The 23,246-nt window shown below is 72.0% G+C and carries 18 protein-coding genes; 12 read left to right on the top strand and 6 right to left on the bottom strand.

All coding sequences use genetic code 11. The features are described 5' to 3' along the window. Positions 1–346 precede the first annotated feature (346 nt). The 3 genes from ACZ5XS_RS08820 (at position 347) to ACZ5XS_RS08830 (ending at position 5,799) form a co-directional block, all read left to right on the top strand. Complete coding sequence (locus tag ACZ5XS_RS08820; protein WP_468649180.1) at positions 347–1,735, top strand: cytochrome P450; 1,389 nt, start codon at positions 347–349, stop codon at positions 1,733–1,735. After that, complete coding sequence (locus ACZ5XS_RS08825) at positions 1,719–2,726, top strand: (-)-alpha-amorphene synthase (protein WP_468649182.1); 1,008 nt, start codon at positions 1,719–1,721, stop codon at positions 2,724–2,726. Before ACZ5XS_RS08820 ends, ACZ5XS_RS08825 begins: the two co-directional genes overlap by 17 nt. A gap of 163 nt (positions 2,727–2,889) precedes the next feature. Beyond that, a complete protein-coding gene (locus ACZ5XS_RS08830) occupies positions 2,890–5,799 on the top strand; it encodes an ATP-binding protein (RefSeq protein ID WP_468649184.1) in 2,910 nt (969 codons plus the stop codon). A gap of 24 nt (positions 5,800–5,823) precedes the next feature. On the opposite strand, the gene ACZ5XS_RS08835 is transcribed toward ACZ5XS_RS08830, so the two are convergent. The 5 genes from ACZ5XS_RS08835 to ACZ5XS_RS08855 all read right to left on the bottom strand — a co-directional run bounded on the left by ACZ5XS_RS08835 (position 5,824) and on the right by ACZ5XS_RS08855 (position 14,280). After that, positions 5,824–7,287: an alpha-amylase gene (locus tag ACZ5XS_RS08835; protein ID WP_468649186.1), complete on the bottom strand. Its 1,464-nt coding sequence runs from the start codon at positions 7,285–7,287 to the stop codon at positions 5,824–5,826. 229 nt (positions 7,288–7,516) lie between these two features. After that, positions 7,517–10,891: a pyruvate carboxylase gene (locus ACZ5XS_RS08840; RefSeq protein ID WP_468649188.1), complete on the bottom strand. Its 3,375-nt coding sequence runs from the start codon at positions 10,889–10,891 to the stop codon at positions 7,517–7,519. Positions 10,892–11,003: 112 nt separating this feature from the next. Beyond that, positions 11,004–11,819 (bottom strand): DUF427 domain-containing protein, encoded by an 816-nt coding sequence (locus tag ACZ5XS_RS08845; RefSeq protein ID WP_468649190.1) that lies wholly within the window; start codon positions 11,817–11,819, stop codon positions 11,004–11,006. A gap of 37 nt (positions 11,820–11,856) precedes the next feature. Next, a complete protein-coding gene (locus tag ACZ5XS_RS08850; RefSeq protein ID WP_468649192.1) occupies positions 11,857–13,065 on the bottom strand; it encodes a cysteine desulfurase-like protein in 1,209 nt (402 codons plus the stop codon). A 12-nt stretch (positions 13,066–13,077) separates the two neighbouring features. Next, positions 13,078–14,280, bottom strand: a complete 1,203-nt coding sequence (locus ACZ5XS_RS08855) for a cytochrome P450 (RefSeq protein ID WP_468649194.1) — start codon at positions 14,278–14,280, stop codon at positions 13,078–13,080. 152 nt (positions 14,281–14,432) lie between these two features. On the opposite strand from ACZ5XS_RS08855, the gene ACZ5XS_RS08860 reads away from it, so the two are divergent. From ACZ5XS_RS08860 to ACZ5XS_RS08885, 6 genes are all read left to right on the top strand, one after another. Then, on the top strand, positions 14,433–15,818 hold the full coding sequence (locus ACZ5XS_RS08860) for a hypothetical protein (protein ID WP_468649196.1): 1,386 nt from the start codon (positions 14,433–14,435) through the stop codon (positions 15,816–15,818). Positions 15,819–15,899: 81 nt separating this feature from the next. Continuing rightward, entirely contained in the window at positions 15,900–17,177 is a 1,278-nt protein-coding gene (locus ACZ5XS_RS08865) for an AAA family ATPase (RefSeq protein WP_468649198.1), read from the top strand. Beyond that, a complete protein-coding gene (locus ACZ5XS_RS08870; protein ID WP_468649200.1) occupies positions 17,174–18,415 on the top strand; it encodes a vWA domain-containing protein in 1,242 nt (413 codons plus the stop codon). Before ACZ5XS_RS08865 ends, ACZ5XS_RS08870 begins: the two co-directional genes overlap by 4 nt. 310 nt (positions 18,416–18,725) lie before the next feature. Further along, complete coding sequence (locus ACZ5XS_RS08875) at positions 18,726–19,625, top strand: amidohydrolase family protein (RefSeq protein WP_468649202.1); 900 nt, start codon at positions 18,726–18,728, stop codon at positions 19,623–19,625. 596 nt (positions 19,626–20,221) lie between these two features. Next, positions 20,222–20,443, top strand: coding sequence for a hypothetical protein (locus ACZ5XS_RS08880; RefSeq protein WP_468649204.1), 222 nt, complete (start codon positions 20,222–20,224; stop codon positions 20,441–20,443). A 48-nt stretch (positions 20,444–20,491) separates the two neighbouring features. Further along, a complete protein-coding gene (locus ACZ5XS_RS08885; protein ID WP_468649206.1) occupies positions 20,492–20,647 on the top strand; it encodes a hypothetical protein in 156 nt (51 codons plus the stop codon). Between the two features lie 144 nt (positions 20,648–20,791). Here ACZ5XS_RS08885 and ACZ5XS_RS08890 read toward each other — a convergent pair whose 3' ends face one another. Further along, positions 20,792–21,214 carry a secondary thiamine-phosphate synthase enzyme YjbQ gene (locus ACZ5XS_RS08890; protein ID WP_468649208.1) on the bottom strand — a complete coding sequence of 141 codons (423 nt, stop codon included), beginning with the start codon at positions 21,212–21,214 and terminating at the stop codon, positions 20,792–20,794. Positions 21,215–21,380: 166 nt separating this feature from the next. Here ACZ5XS_RS08890 and ACZ5XS_RS08895 point away from each other — a divergent pair, with 166 nt between their 5' ends. From ACZ5XS_RS08895 to ACZ5XS_RS08905, 3 genes are all read left to right on the top strand, one after another. Beyond that, positions 21,381–21,464, top strand: coding sequence for a putative leader peptide (locus ACZ5XS_RS08895; RefSeq protein ID WP_350234457.1), 84 nt, complete (start codon positions 21,381–21,383; stop codon positions 21,462–21,464). Positions 21,465–21,629: 165 nt separating this feature from the next. Further along, positions 21,630–22,514 (top strand): ABC transporter permease, encoded by an 885-nt coding sequence (locus ACZ5XS_RS08900; RefSeq protein WP_468649210.1) that lies wholly within the window; start codon positions 21,630–21,632, stop codon positions 22,512–22,514. Beyond that, positions 22,487–23,227 (top strand): ABC transporter ATP-binding protein, encoded by a 741-nt coding sequence (locus tag ACZ5XS_RS08905; RefSeq protein WP_468649212.1) that lies wholly within the window; start codon positions 22,487–22,489, stop codon positions 23,225–23,227. Before ACZ5XS_RS08900 ends, ACZ5XS_RS08905 begins: the two co-directional genes overlap by 28 nt. Positions 23,228–23,246 lie beyond the last annotated feature (19 nt).

Below are 23,246 nucleotides of genomic sequence, written 5' to 3' on the forward strand. Positions count from 1 at the left end.
CGGCCCGTCCATTCCCTTCGGATTCGCCGCATGCGAATAAGGAGCACGAAAGACGTCTGAGTGACAGAAGGCGACAATTCTTGGGTGTATTACACACCCAAGGTCGCCCGCTCCACGCGTCTCCGTGCTCCCGTGCGCCCCCGCGCACAGGGGATTCGGGGCACCGTCAACAGCTTGGACTGGGCAGGACATGTCTCGAACGCCAAGTCGGTGGACCGACCACCGACTTTCGCGCGTCGACTGAGACAGGTGGTATTCGATGAGCAATGCCGTACCTGAGACAGAACGAGCATGGACTGTGGGTACTGCTCCGGGCATATTCCCGTCCATCGGCCACTCTATCGCCTTGTTCCGTCGGCCGCTGGAATTCCTGAATTCCCTGCCGGCCCAAGGTGATCTGGTCGAAGTACGTCTGGGCCCGCTCCGCGCCTGGATGGCGTGCCACCCCGAAGTGGCCCACCAGGTCCTCATGGACCCGCGGACCTTCGACAAGGGGGGACCGCTGTACAACAGGCTGCGGCCGCTGATGGGCAACGGGCTGGTGACGTGCGGCAAGGACACGCACCGACGCCAACGCAGGCTGCTGCAACCCGACTTCCGCCCCTCCCGGGTTGCCGGCCACACGGACATGCTGGGCCGGGAGGCGGAGTTGACGTGCCGCGACTGGCGGGCCGGGGACCAGGTCGACGTCAGCGCGACGACGATGGCCCTGACAACCCGGGTGATGAACCACGTCCTCTTCTCCGACTCGCTCGGCGCCGCCGCGGCGGCCGAGGTGGGCGACTGTCTCGCCGTCATCGTCCGGGGCCTGTTCGTCCGCACGGCCGTGCCGGTCGACGCCCTGTTCCGCGTCCCGACGCCCGCGAACCTCCGTTATCGCCGGGCGGTCGCCCGGGTGCACGCGATCGTCGGCGAGGTCGTCGCGGAGCGCCGGCGCGGCGTCCCGGACGGCCACCGGGACGACGTACTCGAAACGCTCCTGTCCGCCGCACGCGACGGATCATCAGAGGTCACCCCACAGGAGGTGCACGACCAGCTCGTCACGCTGCTGCTCACCGGAGCCGAGAGTACCGCCCTGTGCCTGGCCTCCGCTTTCGATCTGCTGGCCCGGCATCCGGAGGCGGAACGCCGCCTGCATGCCGAGGTCGACGCCGTAACCGCCGGCCGGCGACGCCCCGGCCACGACGCGCTGCCGCGGCTCACCTACACCCGGAGCGTCGTCGCCGAGACACTGCGGCACCGACCGCCCGGCTGGCTCTTCACCCGCATCACCACCCGGGAGACGACGCTCGCCGGGCACCGGCTCCCCCGCGGAACCACCGTTCTGTACAGCCCCTACCTGCTGCACCACGACCCCGCCTCGTTCCCCGAACCCGAGCGTTTCCTTCCCGAGCGCTGGCTCCCGGGGCCGCCCGCTGTGCCCCACGGCGCGATGCTCCCTTTCGCCGCCGGCAGCCGGAAGTGCCTCGGCGACACCTTCGCCCTCGCGGAGGCCACACTGGCCCTGGCCACCGTCGCCGGCCGCTGGCGGCTGCGCCACCTGCCCGGATACGCCGAACGGCTGCGCCCGGCAGCGACGTTGGGGCCGCGCTCACTGGTGATGACATGCGAACCGCGTGCGCACGCACCGGCCGGCACAACGCCCCGTGCACGATCCCTCGCTCCCCGAGCGACCGCAGCAGCCCGCGTACAGGAACCCCGAACGGCAGGTGACAACGGTGTCGACGACGCATGAGGAAATCGCAGCGGTTCCGCAGGACGTGATCACGTCCGGCAGCCTCAGGGATCTGATCGACGCCCACCTGTACATGCCCTTCCCGTTCCAGAGCAATCGCCACGCCGCCGAGGCGGCGGCGGGCGTCGACACCTGGCTGCGCGCCTGGGGGCTGACCGACGACCCGGAGGTGGCGGCCATGATCACCGCCACGCGCCCCGCCCAGCTCGCGGCCTACAACAGCCCGTCCATGGACGCCGACCTGCTCCAGATCGTCGCCAACCAGATCGCCTACCAGTTCATCTTCGACGACCGGGCCGAAGAGGTCGGCCGCCGACAGCCGGGGCGGCTGCTGCCCATGCTGACCGAGAGCGTGGAGATCCTGAGGGACGGCCGGCCCCCCAGCACGGCTCTCGGGGCCGCCCTCGCCGACCTCCACCGACAGGTCCGGCAGCGGTGCACTCCCGCGCAGGCGGCCCGCTGGGCGTGGAACAGCCGTGAGTACGTACACGGGCTGTTGTACGAGGCGGTGGCACAGAGCGACTCCGTGCCCCTGGGGACAGGGCTGTGCGGCTCGATCCGTTCGCTCACCGCGGGCATCGAGCCGTTCTATCCCCTGTACGAGGCGGCGCAGCACCGCGAACTCACCCTCGACGACCTCCACCACCCCGGCGTACGGCGGCTGAACCGCCTTTCGGTCGACGCTGCCGTGTGGACGGCCGACCTGTTTTCCGCCGTCAAGGAGCAGCGGGCGGGGGGAGTCATCAATGTCGCCCTCGCCCGGCAGCGGCTGCACCGCTGCCCGCTGCCGACCGCCCTCATGCTGGCCATCCGGCTGATCAACAGCACGATCTGCGAGTTCGAGTCGCTCCACGAGGAAATCAGGCTGGACTTGAGCCCCGCCGGCGTCGGTTATCTGGACGGCATGATCGGCTGGATTCGCGGCTGCTACTACTGGTCCCGCACGGTGCCGCGCTACGCGGACACCTCGGACGCGTATGCCGTTCCATGAAGGTAAGCCGCACATAATACCGGAGGGACGGACACTCGGAGCTCTGCCGTGGATAGTTCACTCGCAATGCCGTTCTCCTGTCCGAACCCGACCGCCGCGTGCACGTGAGGGCGTACGCTCGGCGCCGTCCTCCGCGGATCAACGACAGGAAGCGGTAGCGCACATGGCGCCTGGGCTGCGGCAATCCCTCACCGAATACCGTCCTTTGCTCGAACGCCATCGGGAATTGCGAGCGCTCGACCGCGCCTTGACCGAGCTGCGCGAAGCGGTCGGGGGTGTGCCGCGCACACCGTCCAGCGAACTCCTCGTCTTCGCCGGTCCGGCCGGCATGGGGAAGACCACCCTCGTCGCCGCGGCACGTGCCCGCGCCGTCGCGCACGGCTGCACGGTGCTCTCCGGAAAGGGTGGCGAGAACGAGCAGGGGCTGGCGTTCCACGTGGTGCGCCAACTCCTGCAGCCGGCCCTGGCCACGATGGACGACACGGAGCTTCGCTCGTTCCTGGGGAGTTGGTACGACATCGTCGCGGTCGCGCTCGGCCTCGAGGCGAGCGACACCTCCCACGTGCCTGACCCGACCGGAGTGCGCGACGGCCTCGACTGGGTCATGACCCGTCTGGCGGTGAAGAAGGCGCCCGTCGTACTGCTCGTGGACGACCTGCACTGGGCCGATGCCGAGTCCCTGAGCTGGCTCGCCTCCTTCGCGCCGCGGGCCGCCGATGTCCCCCTGCTGATCGTCGCCGCCTATCGCCCCGACGACATGCCGCCCGAGGCGCATGCCATTCGCACGGTCTTCGAACGCCACGGGAACCGCCCCCATGCCCTGGGGCCGCTGAGTGCCGACGCCGTCGCGCGGATCATCAGGGACAAGGTGGGAGAGCAGGCCGAGGACGACTTCTGCGACGAGTGCTGGACGGTCACCAGTGGCAGCCCGTTCGAGACCGTCGAACTCGCCTTCCGGCTCGCCGAGCGGCAAGTCCGGGGCATGCTGCACGAATTGTCCCTGATGCGGGATCTCGCAGCGGCCGTGAAGGGCCCCGGACTGCTCGAACGCCTGCACCGCCTCGGTACGACCACCGTCCGCTACGCCTGGGCCGCAGCCGTGCTCGGCGGGTCCTTCTCACCGGAGCTCGCCGCGGACCTCGCGGTGATCGGCGTCGAGGAGGCCTCCGAGGCCACGGAGCGGCTGCGCGCGGCCCGGATCCTGGCACACGACCACGGCCCCGGGGGCGGGCTCGAATTCGTCCACCCGCTGATCGCCACGACCATCTACCGGGCCATCCCGTCCGGCCTGCGGGTAGGTCTGCACAACGCGGCCGCGGAGGCCGTCCGCGCCGCCGGGCTCGGCCCCACCGCCGCGGCCCGGCACCTGCTGGAAGTTCCCTGTGAAGGCAAGCCCGAGGCAGTGGAATGCCTGCGGGCGGCCGCCAGTGAGTACCTTCGGGCCGGGGCCCCGGAGGCGGCCCGACGTGCCCTGAGCCGAGCCCTGCGGGAGCCGCCTCCCGCTGAGGACCGGGCCGCACTCCTCCACGAACTCGCGTGCTCGACCTTTCTCATCGAACCCACGGCCACGGTTGGCTATCTCCGGGAGGCACTGACGGAGCCCGGAGTCGACCCCGACCTCCGTGCCTCCATCGCCTACCGGCTGGCCCAGGCCCTGGCCCACACCGACCGACTGGCCGAGGCCGCGACCGTGGCGGCCGACGAGGCACGGCAGGCGACCAACCCGCGGATCCGGCTGCGGATGCAGGCCGACCACTTCGTCTGGAGCGCGTTCCGCATGGACGAGCCCGACTCTCCCGCCCGCTCCCGCCGACTGGCACGCCTGGCCGAGAAGCTGCCCGGGCGCGGACTGGAGGAGCGCTACATCCTGGGCCTGCGGGCGTGGGACGCGCTGGTGCGTGGTGAACCGCGCCGGACCGTCCTCACCTGCGCCGAGGACGCTCTGCGCGGCGGGATGAGCTGGACCGACGAGAACCGTGGCTTCGAGGTACCCGTCTCGGTCGCTCTCACCTTCATGTACTGCGACCAGCCTCTGCGGGCCGAAGAGCTGTTCATCAAGGGCATGGCCGAGTGCGAGGGCAAGGGCTGGCGAGGCTCCCACCTAGCCGTCGGACAGACCCTCTTCGGCTACATCCGCTACCGCCGCGGCTGCCTGGCCGAGGCGGAGGAACTGGCACGGGAGGGCCTGCGCATCGCCGACCGGGTCGAAGGCGCCGTACCCGCCCAGTGGTTCGCCATCGGCATTCTGATCCAGATCCTGCTGGCCCGCGGCCGGGCCGTCGCCGCCCGCCGCCTCGCCGACCAGTACCACTACGGCGACGTCGTCCCCAACGCCGTCATCTATCCCGACCCGCGCACGGTGTACGCCGAACTGCTGCTGGCCGAGGGCCGGCGCTCGGAAGCCGAGTGCCTGCTGTCCGACGTCGGGGAGCGGCTGGAGGCACGGGCCTGGCGCAACCCGTCCTGGTGTGCCTGGCAGTTGGACCTGGCGTCCGCTGTCGCCCCCAGCGCCCCCGACCGGGCGGTCCGTCTCGCCGAGGACGCCTTCAAGCGGGCCCGTGACTTCGGCGCGGCGTCCGTGATCGGCCAGGCGCTGCACGTTCAGGCCGAGGTCACCGGCGGCCCCGCGGCCCTCGGCCTGCACGCACAGGCCGTCGAACACCTGGAGCAGTCCCCCGCCGCCTACGAACTGTCCCGCGCCCTGGTCGGCCACGGCGCCGCGCTGTCCCGGAACAGCCGGCTCCAGGAAGCAGCCGACCGCCTCTACCGTGGCCTGGAGACTGCCGTCCACTGCGGTGCCGAGGCCGTGGCCGCCAAAGCCAGGGAGGAGCTCTCCGCCGCCGGAATGCGCCCACTCCCCCTGCGCTACAGCCAGACGGACACGCTCACCGCCCACGAACGCCGGGCCGCCGAGATGACGGCCCAGGGCCACCCGGTGGCGGTGGTCGCGAAGGAACTGCACCTCACCGAGCAGGGCGTGCGGCAACTGCTGTCCGCCGCCTACCGCAAGGTCGGCACCGACGCCGCGGGGCTCGCCGGGGCGTTGAAGACCTTTCCGCGGCCCATACCGTGACGGGGACAGTGGCGGGACCGGCGGTTACGAGGTCCCCCGAGCCGGCACGGCCAGAACGTGTCCGGCCCACGGGTCGAGGGCCACGAACAGGCCGGGGCCGGTCAGTTCGTCGCCGTCGCGGTCGTACGTCCGGTCCGTGAGGAGGTCGGTCAGGCGGTGCTCGCCGCCTCTGAGGTCGGCCCACGGGAAGGGAAGCCGCGCCTGGGCGGGGCGGTCGGAGTGGTTGACGACGACCACGTGGCGTGTGTCCTGGTCCGCCCAGGTCCACGCCAGCAGGTGACGGTGGGTGTCGTTGTGCGGCAGGGCCGCCGGGGTCAACGGCCGCCAATCGCCTCGGCGTACGGCGGCCGCCACCCGCGGCAGGCGGCCGTAGAACTCGCGCAGGGGCTCGTCGACCGGTTCCCGCGGCCGGCGGGAGAGGAAGACCGGCGGGCGTACCCGGCGGCCCTCGAACTGGCCCTCGTGCCAGAGCGTCGCACCGGGGAGGGTCGCGACGGCGGTGGCTGCCGCCTGACCTCGTACGCCGGGCAGGGTGGCGGCGGCCCTCGGCTCGTCGTGGTTCTCGAGGAAGCGGACGAGGCCGTGCTGGTACGCGACACCCGCCCCTAGATGGGCGCGGACCGAACCGGCGTTCTCGTGGCACAGCCGGTCGTACAGCCGCTTGTCGTAGCAATGGTCGAAGCCCTGCTGCTGGAGGGCCCCTTCGAGGTCCCAGTACGCCTCGGCGACGAAGAGGAGATCCGGGTGGTGGGCGCGCACGCGCGGGATGACGTACGGCCAGAAGTCCTCGGCGGGAGCCGGCCCCGCCCGGTCGCCCCACGTCCTGGCGAAGACGTCGTTCATCACCAGCATCGCCATGTCGCAGCGCACGCCGTCCGCCTGGTCGCCGATGGACACCAGTGTGTCCACGGCCGCCGACCGCAGGTCGTCGGCGAAGGCGTTCACCTGGACCACGTCCGGCCAGGGCGGGAAGTAGGGGTCACGGCCCCGGGCGTAGCTGCGGCCGCCGGCTTCGACGAAGGCGTCCGGCGCGCGGGCCAGGTCGTCCACGGTGCCCTGGATCAGGCGGTCGGGGTGGGCCGTGAGCCAGGGATGGTCGGGGGCCACGTGGTTGGGCACGTAATCGAGGATCAGTCGGAGGCCGCGGGCGGCCAGTCGGTCGCGGGCGGCGGCCAGGCCCTCCGGACCGCCGAGGGAGGCGTCGACGACGTGGTTCCGTACGCAGTACGGCGATCCGGCGATGTCCGCGTCGGTGACGTCGGGCAGCACCTCGCGGAACGACGCCAGCAGGCTCTCGTCACTCAGGGCGATGGCGAGGCCGGCCGGGCTGCGCTCCCAGACGCCCATCAGCCAGACGGTGTCGATGCCGGGCCGTGCGATCTCGTCCCAGACCTGGTCCGGCACCTCGCCCAGGGTGATGCGGCGCCCGTGGCGTTCGCTCAACTCGCCCAGCCAGACGAGGGTGTTGATCTCGAGGATCACTGTCATGACAGGGGTTCCTCCTCCCGGTCCTTCGCGGGCGGTAGGGACTCGCGGCCGTCGCTGTGCCATGTGTCGCATCGCCGCGGGTGAGCGGGTGTGCGGGTGAGCGTGCGGGTGCCACGCCGTTGTCGGCCGTCCGCGAGCCGCCCCGCTCGACCCGTCCGGACTCGGACGGGTCGAGCGGGGCGGACAGGGCCGCGGTCACACGCGGGGCCCACGGTGGCTGCGCCCGTGGTCAGGCGATCTCCACCAGCAGATCGCCACCCTCCACCTGCTGGATCTTGTTGATGGCCAGCCGGGACACCCGTCCGGCCTTCGTGGCGGTGATCGTGGCCTCCATCTTCATCGCCTCGATCGTGGCCACCGTGGCACCGGCCGCCACCTCGTCGCCCTCGGCGACCGCGAGCGTCACCACCCCGGCGAACGGCGCGGGGACGTGGCCCTGGTTGGAACGGTCGGCCTTCTCGGTCACGGGCACGTCGGAGGAAGCGGCGGTGTCGCGGACCTGGATCGGCCGGAGCTGGCCGTTGAGCGCGGACATCACGGTGCGCATACCGCGTTCGTCGGCCTCGCCGACGGCTTCCAGCTCGATGAGGAGCCGCACGCCGGTCTCCAGGTCGACGGCGTACTCCTTGCCGGGCCTGATGCCGTAGAAGAAGTCCTTGCTGTCCAGCACGCTGGTGTCGCCGAAGCTCTGGCGATGCGCCTCGAACTCGCGGGTCGGCCCGGGGAACAGCAGCCGGTTGAGTGTGGCGCGCCGGTCCTTCTCCAGCCCCGTACGGTCCTCCGCGGACAGCTCCTGCACCGGCTTGGCCTCGGCACGGCCCTGGAGCGCCCGGGTGCGGAACGGTTCCGGCCAGCCGCCGGGCGGGGTGCCGAGCTCGCCGCGCAGGAAGCCGATGACGGAGTCGGGGATGTCGAACCGGTCCGGCGTCTCCTCGAACTCGGCGGGCGTCACCCCGGCGCCGACCAGGTGCAGGGCGAGGTCGCCGACCACCTTGGACGACGGGGTGACCTTCACCAGGTGACCGAGGATGCGGTCGGCGGCCGCGTACATCGCCTCGATGTCCTCGAACCGGTCGCCGAGGCCCAGCGCGACGGCCTGGGTGCGCAGGTTGGACAGCTGCCCGCCGGGGATCTCGTGGTCGTAGACGCGTCCGGTCGGCGAGGCCAGGCCCGCCTCGAACGGGGCGTAGATCTTGCGGACGCTCTCCCAGTACGGCTCCAGGTCGCCGACGGCCCTCAGGTCGAGGCCGGTCGGCCGTTCGGAGTAGTCGGTCGCCGCGACGATCGCCGACAGCGACGGCTGCGAGGTGGTGCCGGCCATGGACGCGACCGCCCCGTCCACCGCGTCCGCGCCGGCCTGGATCGCGGCGAGGTAGGTGGCGAGCTGGCCGCCCGCCGTGTCGTGGGTGTGCAGGTGGACCGGCAGGTCGAACTCGCGGCGCAGGGCCGAGACCAGCTTCGCGGCGGCCGGGGCGCGCAGCAGGCCGGCCATGTCCTTGACGGCGATGACGTGGGCGCCCGCGGCCACGATCTGTTCGGCCAGGCGGAGGTAGTAGTCGAGGGTGTACAGCCGCTCGTTCGGGTCGGACAGGTCGCTGGTGTAGCACAGGGCGACCTCGGCGACGGCGGTCCCGGTCGCCCGTACGGCGTCGATCGCGGGCCTCATCTGGCTCACGTCGTTGAGCGCGTCGAAGATGCGGAAGATGTCGATGCCGGTCGCCGCGGCCTCCTGTACGAAGGCGTCGGTCACCTCGGTCGGGTACGGCGTGTAGCCCACGGTGTTGCGGCCGCGCAGCAGCATCTGCAGGCAGATGTTCGGCACGGCCTCACGCAGGGCGGCCAGCCGCTCCCAGGGGTCCTCGGCGAGGAAGCGCAGCGCGACGTCGTAGGTGGCGCCGCCCCAGCACTCCAGGGACAGCAGCTCGGGCAGGGTGCGGGCCACGACCGGGGCGACGGCGAGCAGGTCCTTCGTGCGGACCCGGGTCGCGAGCAGTGACTGGTGGGCGTCGCGGAAGGTGGTGTCGGTGACGCCGATGGTCGCCGACTCGCGCAGCCGGCGGGCGAACCCCTCGGGGCCGAGCTCGGTGAGCTGCTGCTTGGAGCCGGCGGGCGGCTCGGTGTCGGCGAGCCGCGGCAGCTTGGTGGTGGGGTCGATCAGGTCGGGCCGCTCGCCGTGCGGCTTGTTCACCGTCACGTCGGCGAGGTAGGTGAGCAGCTTGGTGCCGCGGTCGGCGGAGTGGCGTGCGGTGAGCAGGTGCGGCCGCTGCTCGATGAACGACGTGGTGACGTGGCCCGCCTGGAAGTCCGCGTCGTCGAGGACCGCCTGCAGGAACGGGATGTTCGTGGCGACCCCTCGGATGCGGAACTCGGCCACGGCACGGCGGGCCCGCCGGACCGCGGTCGTGAAGTCCCGGCCTCGGCAGGTGAGCTTGACCAGCATGGAGTCGAAGTGCGCGCTGATCTCCGTACCGGCGTGGGTGGTGCCGCCGTCCAGGCGGATGCCCGAGCCGCCGGGCGAGCGGTAGGCGCTGATCCGGCCGGTGTCCGGGCGGAAGCCGTTGGCCGGGTCCTCGGTGGTGATGCGGCACTGGAGGGCGGCGCCGTGCAGGGTGACGGTCTCCTGGGAGAGGCCGAGGTCGGCGAGGGTCTCGCCGGCGGCGATGCGCAGCTGCGCCTGGACGAGGTCGACGTCGGTGACCTCCTCGGTCACCGTGTGCTCGACCTGGATGCGGGGGTTCATCTCGATGAAGACGTGGTTGCCGTCGCGGTCGAGCAGGAACTCCACGGTGCCCGCGTTGCGGTAGCCGATCTCGCGGGCGAAGTTCACGGCGTCGGCGCAGATCCGCTCGCGCAGCGCCGGGTCGAGGTTGGGCGCGGGCGCCAGCTCGATGACCTTCTGGTGGCGGCGCTGCACGGAACAGTCGCGCTCGAAGAGGTGGATGACGTTGCCCTGCCCGTCGGCGAGGATCTGCACCTCGATGTGACGGGGTTCGACGACGGCCTTCTCCAGGAAGACGGTGGCGTCGCCGAACGCGGAGGCCGCCTCGCGCGCCGCCGCCTCGATGGACTCGCGCAGCTTGGCGGGTTCCTGGACGCGGCGCATGCCGCGTCCTCCGCCGCCCGCGACCGCCTTCACGAACAGAGGGAAGCCGATGTCCTCGGCGGCCCGTACCAGCTCGTCCACGTCGGCGGAGGGCGCCGAGGAGCCCAGCACCGGTACGCCGGCCGCGCGGGCGGCGGCCACCGCACGGGCCTTGTTGCCCGTCAGCTCCAGGATCTGCGCGCTCGGCCCGACGAAGGTGATGCCCGCGTCCTCGCAGGCCCGCGCCAGCTCCGGGTTCTCGGACAGGAACCCGTAGCCCGGGTAGACGGCGTCGGCACCGGCCAGCCGGGCCGCCCGGATGATCTCCTCCACGGAGAGGTAGGCCCGCACCGGGTGCCCCGGCTCGCCGATCTCGTAGGCCTCGTCCGCCTTCATCCGGTGCAGCGAGTTGCGATCCTCGTGCGGGAAGACGGCGACGGTCCGCGCGCCCAGTTCATAGCCGGCGCGGAAGGCTCGAATCGCGATCTCGCCTCGGTTGGCGACCAGTACCTTGCGGAGCATTCCGGATCCCTTCGAACTGCCGGTGAGGGACACCATGGTCGCGGCAATACCGCCGCCTTGCCATGAGAGGCGGGTCACGTGGGGGTGTCGGTTTCGGGACGGTGTGCGCCGCTCACTCCGGTGAGGGGGCCGAGAGCATCGGGGTGAACGGCGTGACGGGGCGCTCCTGGGGTTCGCCGTCGACGGTGATGCCGACCGCCTCGTTGAAGAAGGCGAGGAGTCCCCTGACGGCGCCCACCGCGGGCAGGGGGTCCGGGTAGCTCCAGACGATGTTCGGCGGAACGTCGGCGCCGGCCCGCCACGACCAGTACCGGGCGGTGCCCTTGTAGGGGCAGCCGGTGCTGTGGTCGGTGGGCTCGAGCAGGTCGAGGCGGACGTCCTCGCGCGGGATGTAGTACCGCGTGGGCAGACCGGTCTCGAAGAGCAGGACCGGGCGGCGGGTGTCCGCGGCGACGGTGCCGTCGATCTCGACCACGACATGGCGGCTGCTGGGGATCGCGTCCACCCGTTTGTGCGGGTCGCGGGGGTGGATGAAGATCTCCTCCTCTTCCTCGTACCAGTGGTCGAGGCCCCGGCCGACGCGCCGGAACCACTCGAAGGCGATGTGGTCGGCGAGGTCGGCGGCGGGGAAGGTCCAGGCGGCGTTCTCCACGGTCTCGCCGTCGGCTTGGAGGTCGTAGAAGATCCGCGAGCCGGTGTGCGTTCCCGTCGGGGGGTTCTTCGCGGGGCGCAGCAGGTCCTCGCGGACGTCTGCGCGGGGGAAGGCGTACAGCGGGACGGGGACGCCGGGTTCCCAGACGAGGACGGGGTGCCGGCTGTCGACGACCGTCACCTCGCCCTTGCGGCCGCGGACCCAGCGTGCGCTGGGCTCCCACAGAAGGCCTTCCGGCGTGGTCCGGACGGCCCGGGCGGTGGGGAATGTGCTCATGACCTGCTCTCCTTTCAACGGCTCCCGTTTCAATGGCTCAGCGGGATGTCAGGAACTCGGACAACCCCGTCAGGAGCCGGTCGACGTCCTCCGTGCAGGTATAGGGCGCGAGGCCGATGCGGAGGCCGCCGGTGTCGCCGAGGCCCAGTCGGCGTGAGGCCTCCACGGCGTAGAAGGATCCCGACGGGGCGTGGACGCCGCGCTCCGCGAGGAAGCGGTACGCGTCCACCGTGCCGTGCTTCTCGAACGTCAGCAACAGGGTGGGGGTGCGGTCGGCCGCCCTGGAGTGGATCGTGACGCCTTCGAGCGAGGACAGGCCCTTGTCCAGTTGCGTACGCAGGCTGTCCTCGTGCGCTTCGAGCGCCGAGTACGCCGCGATCAGGAGCTGCCGCCGGGTGCCGGCGGCACCCGTGTCCAGGCCGGCGAGGAAGTCGACCGCCGCGGTGGTGCCCGCGAGGAACTCGTAGGGCAGGGTGCCCAGTTCGAAGCGCTCCGGGACGGCGTCGGTGGAGGGCAGGAGCTTGTCCGGCCGCAGCGTCTCCAGCAGTTCCGGTCGGGCGGCGAGGACTCCGTGGTGGGGGCCGAGGAACTTGTACGGGGAGCAGACGAAGAAGTCCGCGCCGAGCCGCTCCACGTCGACCGACGCGTGGGCGGTGTGATGGACGCCGTCGACGTAGGTGAACGCCCCTGCGGCGTGCGCCAGTCGGGAGATCTCAGCGATCGCGGGCCGGGTGCCGATCAGGTTGGACGCGGCGGTGACGGCGACCAGCCGGGTGCGTTCGGACAGCACGGCGCGGATGTCGTCGACGGTCAACTCCCCGGTGGCGGGGTCGAAGTCGGCCCAGCGCACGGTGGCACCGGCCCGGTCGGCGGCCTGGACCCAGGGACGGATGTTGGCGTCGTGGTCGAGGCGGGTGACGACCACTTCGTCTCCGGGGGACCACGTCTTGGCGAGGGTGCGGGAGAAGTCGTAGGCGAGCTGGGTGGCGCTGCGGCCGAAGACGATCCCCGACGGCTGCGCCCCCAGCAGGTCGGCCATGGCCCGGCGGGCCTCGACGACGATGCTCTCGGCGTTGCGCTCCCCCGGCACCGTGTGCCCCCGGTTCGACAAGGGGTGCGCCAACGCGTCGGCGACGGCGTCGATGACCGGCCGGGGCGTCTGGGTGCCGCCGGGGCCGTCGAAGTGGGCGGTGCCGGCCGTCAGGGCGGGGAACCGGGAGCGGATGGCGGTGATGTCGTACGTCACGGGATGCTCCTGTCAGGCAGCGCTGTCCCACAGCACGTGCAGGGCGGGGGGCTTGCGGAAGACCAGGCCGTACGGCGCGGTCGGGCGGTCCGGGTCGAGGCGCAGCGCGGGCAGGCGTTCGAGCAGGCTCCGCAGGGCGATGCGGGTCTCCAGGCGGGCGAGGGGTGCGGCGAGGCAGTGGTGGGGGCCGTGCGCGAAGGCCAGGTGGAGGCGGGCGTTCGCGCGGCGGACGTCGAACCGGTCGGGGTCGGGGAAGACGGCCGGGTCCCGGCCCGCGCCCGTGAGGGAGACGGTGACCAGGTCACCGCGGCGGATCGTGGCCGGGCCGAGGACAGTGTCGCGGGTGGCGTAGCGGTCCACGACGGCAGCGCCCGGTTCGAGGCGCAGCGATTCCTCGATCGCGCCGTCCAGCAGGCCCACATCGGCCCGGACGAGGGCGAGTTGGCCGGGATGGCGCAGCAGGTGCAGCAGCGCGTTGGTGATCATCGCCTCGGTGGTCTCGATGCCCCCGAACATCAGGACGGCGGCGTTGGACGCCACCTCGGGCAACCCGAGCCGACCGGCCGCGGAGCCGAGGAGGGAGACAGTGTCCCGGTCCGAGACGGTGGCTTCCACGGCGGCCTTCAGTTGCGCGTACGCCACCGCGCCGGCGGGTCCGGCGTCGAGTCCGGCGGTGATGTCGGAGACCGACCGCACGATGGAGTCGTACCAGGACAGCACGGTGGCGGCGGTGGTGCCGACCAGCCCGAGTGCCTCGGTCACGACGGCGACCGCGAGCGGGCCGGCGAACGCGGTTCGCAGTTCGGCGGCGCCGGCCGGTTCCAGTGCGGTGATGAGCCGGTCGGTCTCCTGCTCGATGTACGAGGCGAAGCCGTCGTGCGTCTCTCGGGGGCGGAACGGAGCGGCGAAGGCGTCACGGTGACGGGCGTGCTCGGCACCGTCCAGGGACAGCATGCTCGGCCCGACGACCTGTGCGGTGGAGAACCGGGGGTCGTCGACCGTGAAGGTCGCGGCGTCCCGCATCACGTCCATCGCGAGATCGCGCCGGGTCACCAGCCAGCCGTCCAGCTCGGGCAGCCAGGACACGGGCTCGTGCGCACGCAGCGACGCCAGGCGCGGATGCGGGTCCTCGGCGAGTTCGGCCAGGGTGGTCGCGGCGCCGAGCGGGTAAGGGCTCGGGCTGGGACCGGGACTGGGGAAATCGATCACAACCAAGGCTAACAAGCGTGCCCGCGGACGAACTTGTCCACCGACCAGGGAAGTTGAATCACCGGTGACAGATCGATGTGGACGACGCTATGCTCCGCGGCGATGACGACTCATTCTGCTGACAGATCGGGGGTCCCGTCCGCGCAAGGTGAGTGCTGATGCTCACCAGGACCGCGAACGAGGATTCCCGCCTTTCCTTCTGGCCGCGCGTGCGAGCGTTCGCCGTGCCGCCCTCCATGATCGAGACCGCGACCGCCCGCCGGCACGTCGGCGACTGGGCGGGGGCGTGTGCCGCCGCTGGCGTCGATGTCGATCTCCAGTTGCGTTCCGTGGCGCGTACCCATGGCCGGGAGCTCGCGTCCCGGATCCGCGCCGATCTCCGCCATCTGGCCCCGGACCTGCTGCGCTGGCACCTGCCGAGGATCGCTCCCGACGGGCTGCTGCGTCCGGGGCTGACCGTCTCGCTGGCCCGGTACGAGGCCGCCGGGCGTGCCGGCCCGGTGCATCTCGTGATCCGTACGCCGCCCGCCTGGGCGGACGCCGGTCAGCGGATCAGCCTCGCGCTGTGGGACGGCTCCCCCGCGCAGGGCGGCGCCGACCGCCATCCGCACCCCTGGCCCAGTCGGCGCTTCCGCCTGGACCTGCACCGCCATCTGTGGGACGTACGCAGAACCGATGAGCTGCGGACCCGGTCCGGGGCCGACGGGCCTGCCGACAGGGACCCACCTCTGCCCGTCCCGGATCTGCCCCCGACGGCGCCGCACGGGCGTCGCTGGGCCGTGCACCGGTGGGCGGCCGAGGCGGGGATCCTGCTGCACGCCGAGGGGCGGTCCTCCGCTGCCGTCGTCGTGCGGCTCGGGAGGCGGCATCGGCTGGTCCTGGAAGTGACGGACGACGTCGGGCCGCCGACCGTCCGGATCGCGGCGCCGAGCGGCGGGGACACCTCCGCGCTGCCGCTGCTGCCCGACGCGGCGACCTGGGTGCCGCCCGACCTGGAGCTGATCCGCAACGGTGCGATCGAGGCCGAGCGGCTGCATCCGCTGGTCGCCTCGGCACTCGTACCGGACTGGTCGCCGCGCGGGCCGTCCCGGGCCTCGGACCGGGCGGGGCACCCGCGTCTCGTGGAGTGCCGGGGCGCCCGGCACCGGATCGGCCTGGTCGACGGGGTGCTGGCCCCGCTGGACCACGACCCCGACGAGATCCGCCGGGAAGAGCTGCTGGTCGCGCTGACCGGCTCGCCGCTTCCCTGTCTGCGGGCGATCGACGAGGCACACCGACGTCCGGACTGCCTCACCGGCGTGCGCGAACGCCTGGACCACGGCGACCTCGCCGGTGCGCTGGCCGTCGTCGAGGGTCTGCTGGGCCCCGACGCGGCGCTGCGCGACGGGGCCCTGCGGGACGAACTCGAGGCCGCCGCGGAGCGGCGGATCACCTACGGGCTCTTCAGGGCCGGCCTGGTCGGACCCGGACCGGACCGCGTCCGCCCGGGGCCTACCCGTCCTCGTCACCACCGCTCGCATCCACGCCACACGACCGGCCGCTGACCTCGGGGACCACAGGTCCCCTCACCACCACTCAACTCCCTGGGGGATCTCCCCCACCCACTGGCCAAAAGGTGACCACACATGCCCACATGCACCCTGTCCGCTGCCCCCTCCGCCCCTGTTCACAACTCCCAACTCGACGTCGCGGGCGACCTGTTGAGCCTGCTGCGCGACACCACCACCGAACCGCGGCCCGACGTCCAACTGGAGGCCCTGACCCTGGCCGTGGCCGCCGACCTGCCCGTCCTGCTGTGGGGCGAGCCGGGCATCGGCAAGACCGCGGCGCTGACCCAGCTCGCCGAGGCCCTGGACCTTCCGCTGACCACGGTGATCGCCAGCGTGCACGAGCCGTCCGACTTCTCGGGGCTGCCCGTCGTCGGGGACGACCCCGCGGAACAGGGTGTGCCGATGGCCCCGCCGGACTGGGCGGTGCGACTGGTGCGGGCCGGCCGGGGGCTGCTGTTCCTCGACGAGCTCTCCACCGCACCGCCGGCCGTGCAGGCCGCGCTGCTCCGGCTCGTCCTCGAGCGGCGCATCGGCGCCCTGCGGCTGCCGCCCGGCGTCCGGATCGTGGCCGCCGCCAATCCGCGGTCCTCGGCGGCCGACGGCTGGGAGCTGAGCCCGCCGCTCGCCAACCGTTTCGTTCACCTTCAGTGGACCCACGACCACGAGGTCGTCGTCCGCGGCCTCGGCGGGACCTGGCCCCGGGCGACCCTGCCGCGGCTCGACCCGGCGAAGCTGCCGCAAGCCGTGGACTTCGCCCGGCGGGCGGTGTGCGGGCTGCTCACCGCCCGCCCCAAGCTCGTGCACCAGCTGCCCAGCAGTGAGACGCGCCGGGGCGGCGCCTGGCCGTCGCCCCGGAGCTGGGAGATGACCCTGTGCCTGACCGCCTTCGCGACCGCCGCCGGCTCCTCCCGGGAAGTGCTCTCCCTGCTGGTCAGGGGCACCGTAGGGGACGGTCCGGGGCTTGAGCTGCTGGCGAGCCTGGACCGGATGGATCTCCCCGACCCCGAGGAGGTGCTCGCCGATCCGGCGGGTGCGGTACTGCCCGAGCGGGGCGATCTTCGCCAGGCCGTACTGGACGGTGTGGTGGCCGCGGTGCGCCGGCGCCCGGACAGGGCCCGCTGGGACGCGGCCTGGGCGCTCCTGGTCCGGGCGGTGGAGACCGGAGCCCCGGACCTGGTGGTCGTCCCCGCGACCACCCTCGCCTCGCTGCGTCAGGAGGACTGGGACGTTCCGGCGTCGATCGAGCGGCTCGCCGGAGTGGTGTCCCTGTCCCGGCGGGCGGACCGTGCGGCGGATCGCGCTGCGGATCGAGCGGCGGCCAAGGGCTCGGTCGCCACAGGGTCCGGACGATGAGTACCGAGGCACCGGCGGCCCTGGACCTCGACAAGCTCTTCGCCGCCCGGCTGCACGCCGCCCGCGTCCGGCCCTACCTGGCGACGGCCCTGTTCGCCCTGCACACCGTCGCGTCGCGGCGGGTGCCGACCATGGCCGTCGACCGGCACTGGCGGTGCTACGTCTCGCCCGCGTTCGTGGACCGGACCCCGGTGGAGGAACTGGCCGGCGTGTGGGTGCACGAGGTGTCGCACCTGCTGCGCGACCATCACGGGCGCAGCGACCGGGTCGCGCGGCAGCGCGGGCTGACCGGCCCGGGGGAACGACTGCGGATGAACATCGCCGCAGACTGCGAGATCAACGACGACGTCTTCGGGGACGGGCTGGTCCGTCCCGAAGGCGCTGTCGTGCCAGCGTCCCTGCACCTGCCCGCGGGACAGCTCATGGAGGACTACCTGCGCCAGTTCCGGCTCGGGCCGCTCACCCAGGACCTTTCCTGGCTGGACTGCGGCAGTGGCGCCGACGGACGGGAACGGGAGTGGGACCTGGGGCCGGACGGCGCGCACGGCCTGAGCGAGCAGGAACGGGACGCGGTCCGGTTCCGGGTGGCGCAGGGCATCACCGGCAGGCCCGGAAGCGCCTCCAAGGGGTGGCAGCGGTGGGCGGAGGAGGCGTTCCATCCGCCGCAGCCGTGGCGGGAGCTGCTGGGAGCGGCGGTCCGCTCCGCGGCCTCCGGCCCGGGTGCGGGCGAGGACTACACCTACGGCCGGCCGTCTCGGCGCTCGGTCGGCGTGCCCGGCGTCGTCCTGCCGAGTCTGCGGCGCAGGCCGCCCCGGGTCTGCGTGATCATCGACACGTCCGGGTCGGTCAGTGACGCCGAACTGGGCAGCGCGGTCCTCGAGGTCGCCGCGATCTCCCGTGCCGTGGGCGGCCGTCGCGACCTGGTCACCGTGCTGCCGTGCGATGCGGCGGCCCGGGTCGTGCACCCGCTGTGCCGTGGTGAGGGCATACCGCTGATGGGCGGCGGGGGCACGGATCTGCGCACCGGCTTCGCCAGGGCGCTGCGAACGCGGCCCCGGCCCGACGTCGTCGTGGTCCTGACCGACGGCCAGACGCCCTGGCCGGACACCCGGCCACCTTGCCGGACGGTGGTGGGTCTGTTCCCCCGGCAGCACACGGGCGGCTCGGGGAACGAGGACGATCCCGACTACGTGCCGGACTCGCCGCCCGCCTGGGCACGCGTCGTGGACATCGGCTAGGCGCCCGCCGCTCCGTCCTGCACCTGGACCCGCCCCCCATGCCCACCCGCGCGAGACGGGCGAGCACGCGAAGGGGCCAGGGCGTGGGGAATCCTCGGGTGTCAGCGCGGCCACCGGGCCAATCCTGGACCAGAGGGTCACGGATGGGTGTGGAGGGACGTGAGATGCAGCAGAGTGATGACTGTCGGGGTGATCGCGCCCCGCCCGGAGGACGACCGGTCCTGCGGGGTGGACGTGGAGGCGGTGAGCCACGACATCCTGGGGTACGACGACGTCCGGGCGCACTTCGCGCCCTGGTGGGAGGAGCGTCATGACCAACGTCGACGTACACCAGCATCTGTGGATCCCGTCGCTGGTGACGGCCCTGCGATCCCGCCGCGAACCGCCGTTCCTGGACGGCTGGACGCTCTTTCTGGACGGTGAGCCGCCTTACGAGATCCCTCCCGCCGACCACGACATCGCCCGTCGTACGGATCTCGCCGCCACCGACGGTCTCGGCAAGGTGCTCGTCTCGCTGTCCGCCCCGATCGGCGTGGAGTGGCTGCCCTCGGCCGAGGCACGGCCCCTGCTCGACGCCTACCACGAGGGCACGGCCGCGCTCCCTGAGCCGTTCGGCGGCTGGGCCGCCGCCTGCGTACGGGACATCGACCCGAGCGCGACGGCCAGGGACCTCGACCGGGGGTTCGCCGGACTCCAGCTCCCCGCGAACGCCCTTGCCGACGCGACCGGATACGCGCGGTGCGCCCCGCTGCTCGAACTGCTCGAGGAGCGGGACCTCCCGCTGTTCGTCCACCCCGGGCCGGCGTCCGGCGAGTCCGCGGGGCCCGGCTGGTGGCCCGCGATGGTGCCCTACGTCCAGCAGATGCACGCCGCCTGGTTCGCCTTCCGCGCCTTCGGCCGGCCGCGCCATCCGCGCCTGCGGGTGTGCTTCGCGTTGCTGGCCGGGCTCGCCCCGCTGCACGCCGAACGCTTCGCCGCCCGCGGCGGCAGCCAGGAGGACGTGGACCCTGGTGTGTTCGTGGAGACGTCGTCGTACGGTCCGCGCGCCGTCGACGCGATCGTCCGCGCCCTCGGTGTGGACGCGGTGGTCCAGGGTTCGGACCGGCCCTACGCGGAGCCGCCGCAACATCCCGGCTTCGGTCTCGGCGGAGCCGCGGCGTACGCCTTCCGCATCGCCAATCCGCGGCGGCTGCTCACCGGAAAAGACTGAGGCTCACCGAACCGGCGCGGCGCCTCGCAGGACATTCGCACAGACGGCTGTAGCGGATGTCGCGCCCGGCCGGTGACGGAGGAGGGATGGCCGCCCTCCCGCCGAGCTCCGTCCGCACCCGGCACCCGTCGGCTTCTCCGCAGCGGCCTGCGCGGCATCTCGTACCACCACCGGCGACACCGCCTCCCGTGACGCCGCCCACCGCCTGGCGGGCGGCGTCGCCGACCGCCTGAGCCCCGCCGACGGCGGTCCGGAGACCAACCAGCTGCGGCGCCCACCCGACAGCAGTCTGGTCCGCCGCCTCGCCCCGTCCGCCGAGTCGGTCGCCGAGCGGGTCTTCGTCTGCCGGCTCCGACGGCTCCGACGGCTCCGACGGCTCCGACGAACGCCACGTGACATATCTCCTGCTATCCACCCAATCACCGGAAACGACCCGATCCATCCACCCGACAAGCCGTCGAGCGGCCCTGCGCACGGCCGAAGAAGGCCGCGCGGCACGCCATCTGATCTTCAACGCGGAGAATTTTGCTGATCGATCATGGCAAGTGGCAGCAGCGAGCCGGTTGTGGCGATCCGGCAGGCGCATACTGGTGACAATGACAAAGTCACCCGTGCCCAAGCGTCATCTGCCGACCAGCCCCTTCCTGGCCCCGGCCTCACCCCCTTCCAAGCAGTTCGCCGTAGGAAGCCGAGTCACACACGACGTGTACGGCCTCGGCCGCGTGACCGCCGTCGAGGAGGGAATCGCGGTCGTCGTCGACTTCGGTTCGCTCGAAGCGCGGATCATGAGCCCGTACAACAAGTTGACTAATCTCTAAACGGCCTCTGCGCACACCGGCGGCACCGCTCTACTTGGCATGCCCGCAATGAAAGTGAGACGTCTCATCGCTACGATCCCGCTGTTCTCCGACCCGGAGCCGACCCACCTCCACACCACGGCGGTATCGCCGCCCCCGATGAGGGATCCCTTCCAGGCGGCGCCGGATGTGGAGGAGGACGCCTCCGACGCCCTGGCGGAATGATCGACTTGCCTGGCAGTCGGCTTCGGGTGGCGGCGGTGATGTGATTCTCATCACCGCGGACCCGGCGGTTTTGCGCTGCGGGCACCCACGAGGTGTCCGATCTTGCTGGGCGGATGTGACCCGGCCGCCCCGGCACGATGTCGATCACCCCAGGAAACTCAACCGCACCTGACGGTCCGGGTTGTCGCGGTTGGTGTCGACCAGGCACACCGACTGCCATGTCCCGAGCTCCAGACGGCCGTTCAGCACGGGCAGCGTCGCGTGCGGCGGAACGACCGCGGGCAGGACGTGGTCGCGGCCGTGGCCGGGGCTGCCGTGGCGATGCTGCCAGCGGTCGTCCGCGGGCAGCAGGGTGTGCAGGGCGGCGAGGAGGTCGTCGTCGCTGCCGGCACCCGTTTCGATGATCGCGATTCCGGCGGTGGCGTGCGGCACGAAGACGTTCAGCAGACCGTCGCGACCGGCGGCCACCTCCCTGAGGAAGGCCTCACAGTCACGGGTGAGGTCGGCGATCCGCTCCGTGGAGCCGGTGGCCACGTTCAGGACTCGGGTGGTGAAAGCGTCTGACATGTCTCCCATCCTGACCCAGGAGCCGCGTTTCACACGCGACCACTCACCCGCCCTCCGATCGGGCGGTCCACTTCGCTGGTACGGGCGTCCACTCCCCTGACAGCCGTGGTCCACTTCGCGAGACGGCCATTGACCATGGCCACGCCATCTGGCTACGTTCGGCCGCATGTCGCGTTCAGCCCTTCTCACCACGCGCGGTCACATCGACCTGCTGCGGGTGGCTTCCGCCGCGTGTCGCCGCGGCTGCTGACGCCTCTTTCCGCCTTCTCGCCGTTTCTCGGCCTCCCTTCGCCCGCGTTCTCGGCCTCCCTTCGCCCGCGCTTCAGCGCGCCCGCGCGCTCTGACCCGCCGGTGACGTCGCGGGGCTGAGACGCGCGCCCCTCTCCCCTGGACGCTCACCTCCCGTGGAGCACTCATGAGCATCAGCCATGCCCCGCCCGGCTCGCCAAAACGCGATATTTCCCCTATATCGCGTCCAGGTGCGACCGTGCCGGAACCGGACCTCGAACCCATCCTCCCCAGCTCCTCCCGCCGCACCCGTGTCCCCCGCTGGCTGCGCCGCACCACCGGTCCGCTCCTGCTGCTGGCTCTGTGGCAACTCCTCAGCAGCACCGGTGTGTTGACCGCCGACGTGCTCGCCTCGCCGGGTCGGATCGCCCAGGTCGCCGGGGACCTGCTCGGCGACGGTTCACTGGGCTCCGCCATGGGCACCTCGTTGCAGCGCGTCGCGGTCGGACTGCTGCTGGGCACCGTGGTCGGCACCGGACTCGCCCTCGTCTCGGGCCTGTTCCGGATCGGCGAGGACCTGGTGGACGCGCCCGTCCAGATGCTGCGGACCGTGCCCTTCGTGGGTCTGATCCCCCTGTTCATCATCTGGTTCGGCATCGGCGAGGCTCCGAAGGTCGCCATCATCACGCTCGGTGTGACGTTCCCGCTCTATCTCAACGTGTACGCCGGCATCCGCGGCGTCGACGCCCAGCTGATCGAGGCCGGGGAGTCCCTCGGCCTGTCGCGGTGGGGGCTCGTGCGGCACGTCGTCCTGCCGGGAGCGCTGCCCGGGGCCATGACCGGCCTGCGCTACTCCCTCGGCATCGCCTGGCTCGCCCTCGTCTTCGCGGAGCAGATCAACGCGGACTCCGGGATCGGCTTTCTCATGGTTCAGGCGCGGGACTTCCTGCGGACCGACGTGATCGTCGTCTGCCTGATCGTCTACGCCTTCCTCGGCCTGCTGGCCGACTTCGTCGTCCGTACCCTCGAAAGGCTGCTGCTGCAATGGCGACCGACGTTCACCGGCCGGTAGACACACGATCGGCGGTACGCGTCGAAGGGCTCACCCGCTCCTTCGACGGCCGCCCGGTCATCGACGAGCTCCAACTGGACCTCAAGGAGGGTGAGTTCGTCGCTCTGATCGGCCGCAGCGGCTGCGGCAAGTCCACCCTGCTGCGCATCCTCGCCGGCCTCGACCGGGACATCGAGGGCACCGTCCTGGTGCCGCGCCGCAAGGCCGTCGCCTTCCAGGCGCCGCGTCTGATGCCGTGGAAGAAGGTGTGGCGCAACGTGCTGCTCGGACTGCCCGGCAAGCCCGAACGCGGCGTCGCCGAGCAGGCCCTCACCGAGGTCGGCCTGAGTCACCGCTCCGACGCCTGGCCCAAGACCCTCTCCGGCGGCGAGGCCCAACGCGCCTCGCTGGCCCGTGCGTTGGTCCGCGAGCCCGATCTGCTGCTGCTCGACGAGCCGTTCGGCGCGCTCGACGCGCTCACCCGCATCAAGGCCCAGCGTCTGGTGGGCGAGTTGTGGCAGCGCCGCGGATGTGCCGTGCTGCTCGTCACGCACGACGTCGAGGAGGCGGTCCTGCTCGCCGACCGTGTCCTGGTCATGGACGACGGAGTCATCGCGCACGAGCAGGAGATCGGCCTCGACCGCCCGCGCGACATCACCGACCCGCGCTTCGCCGCACTGCGCGCCGGACTCCTGGAACGTCTGGGCGTCGACACCGCCGCCGAAGCCGCCTGACCTCCTCTCCACCACCCTC

Source organism: Streptomyces sp. NPDC033131, from assembly GCF_055578365.1.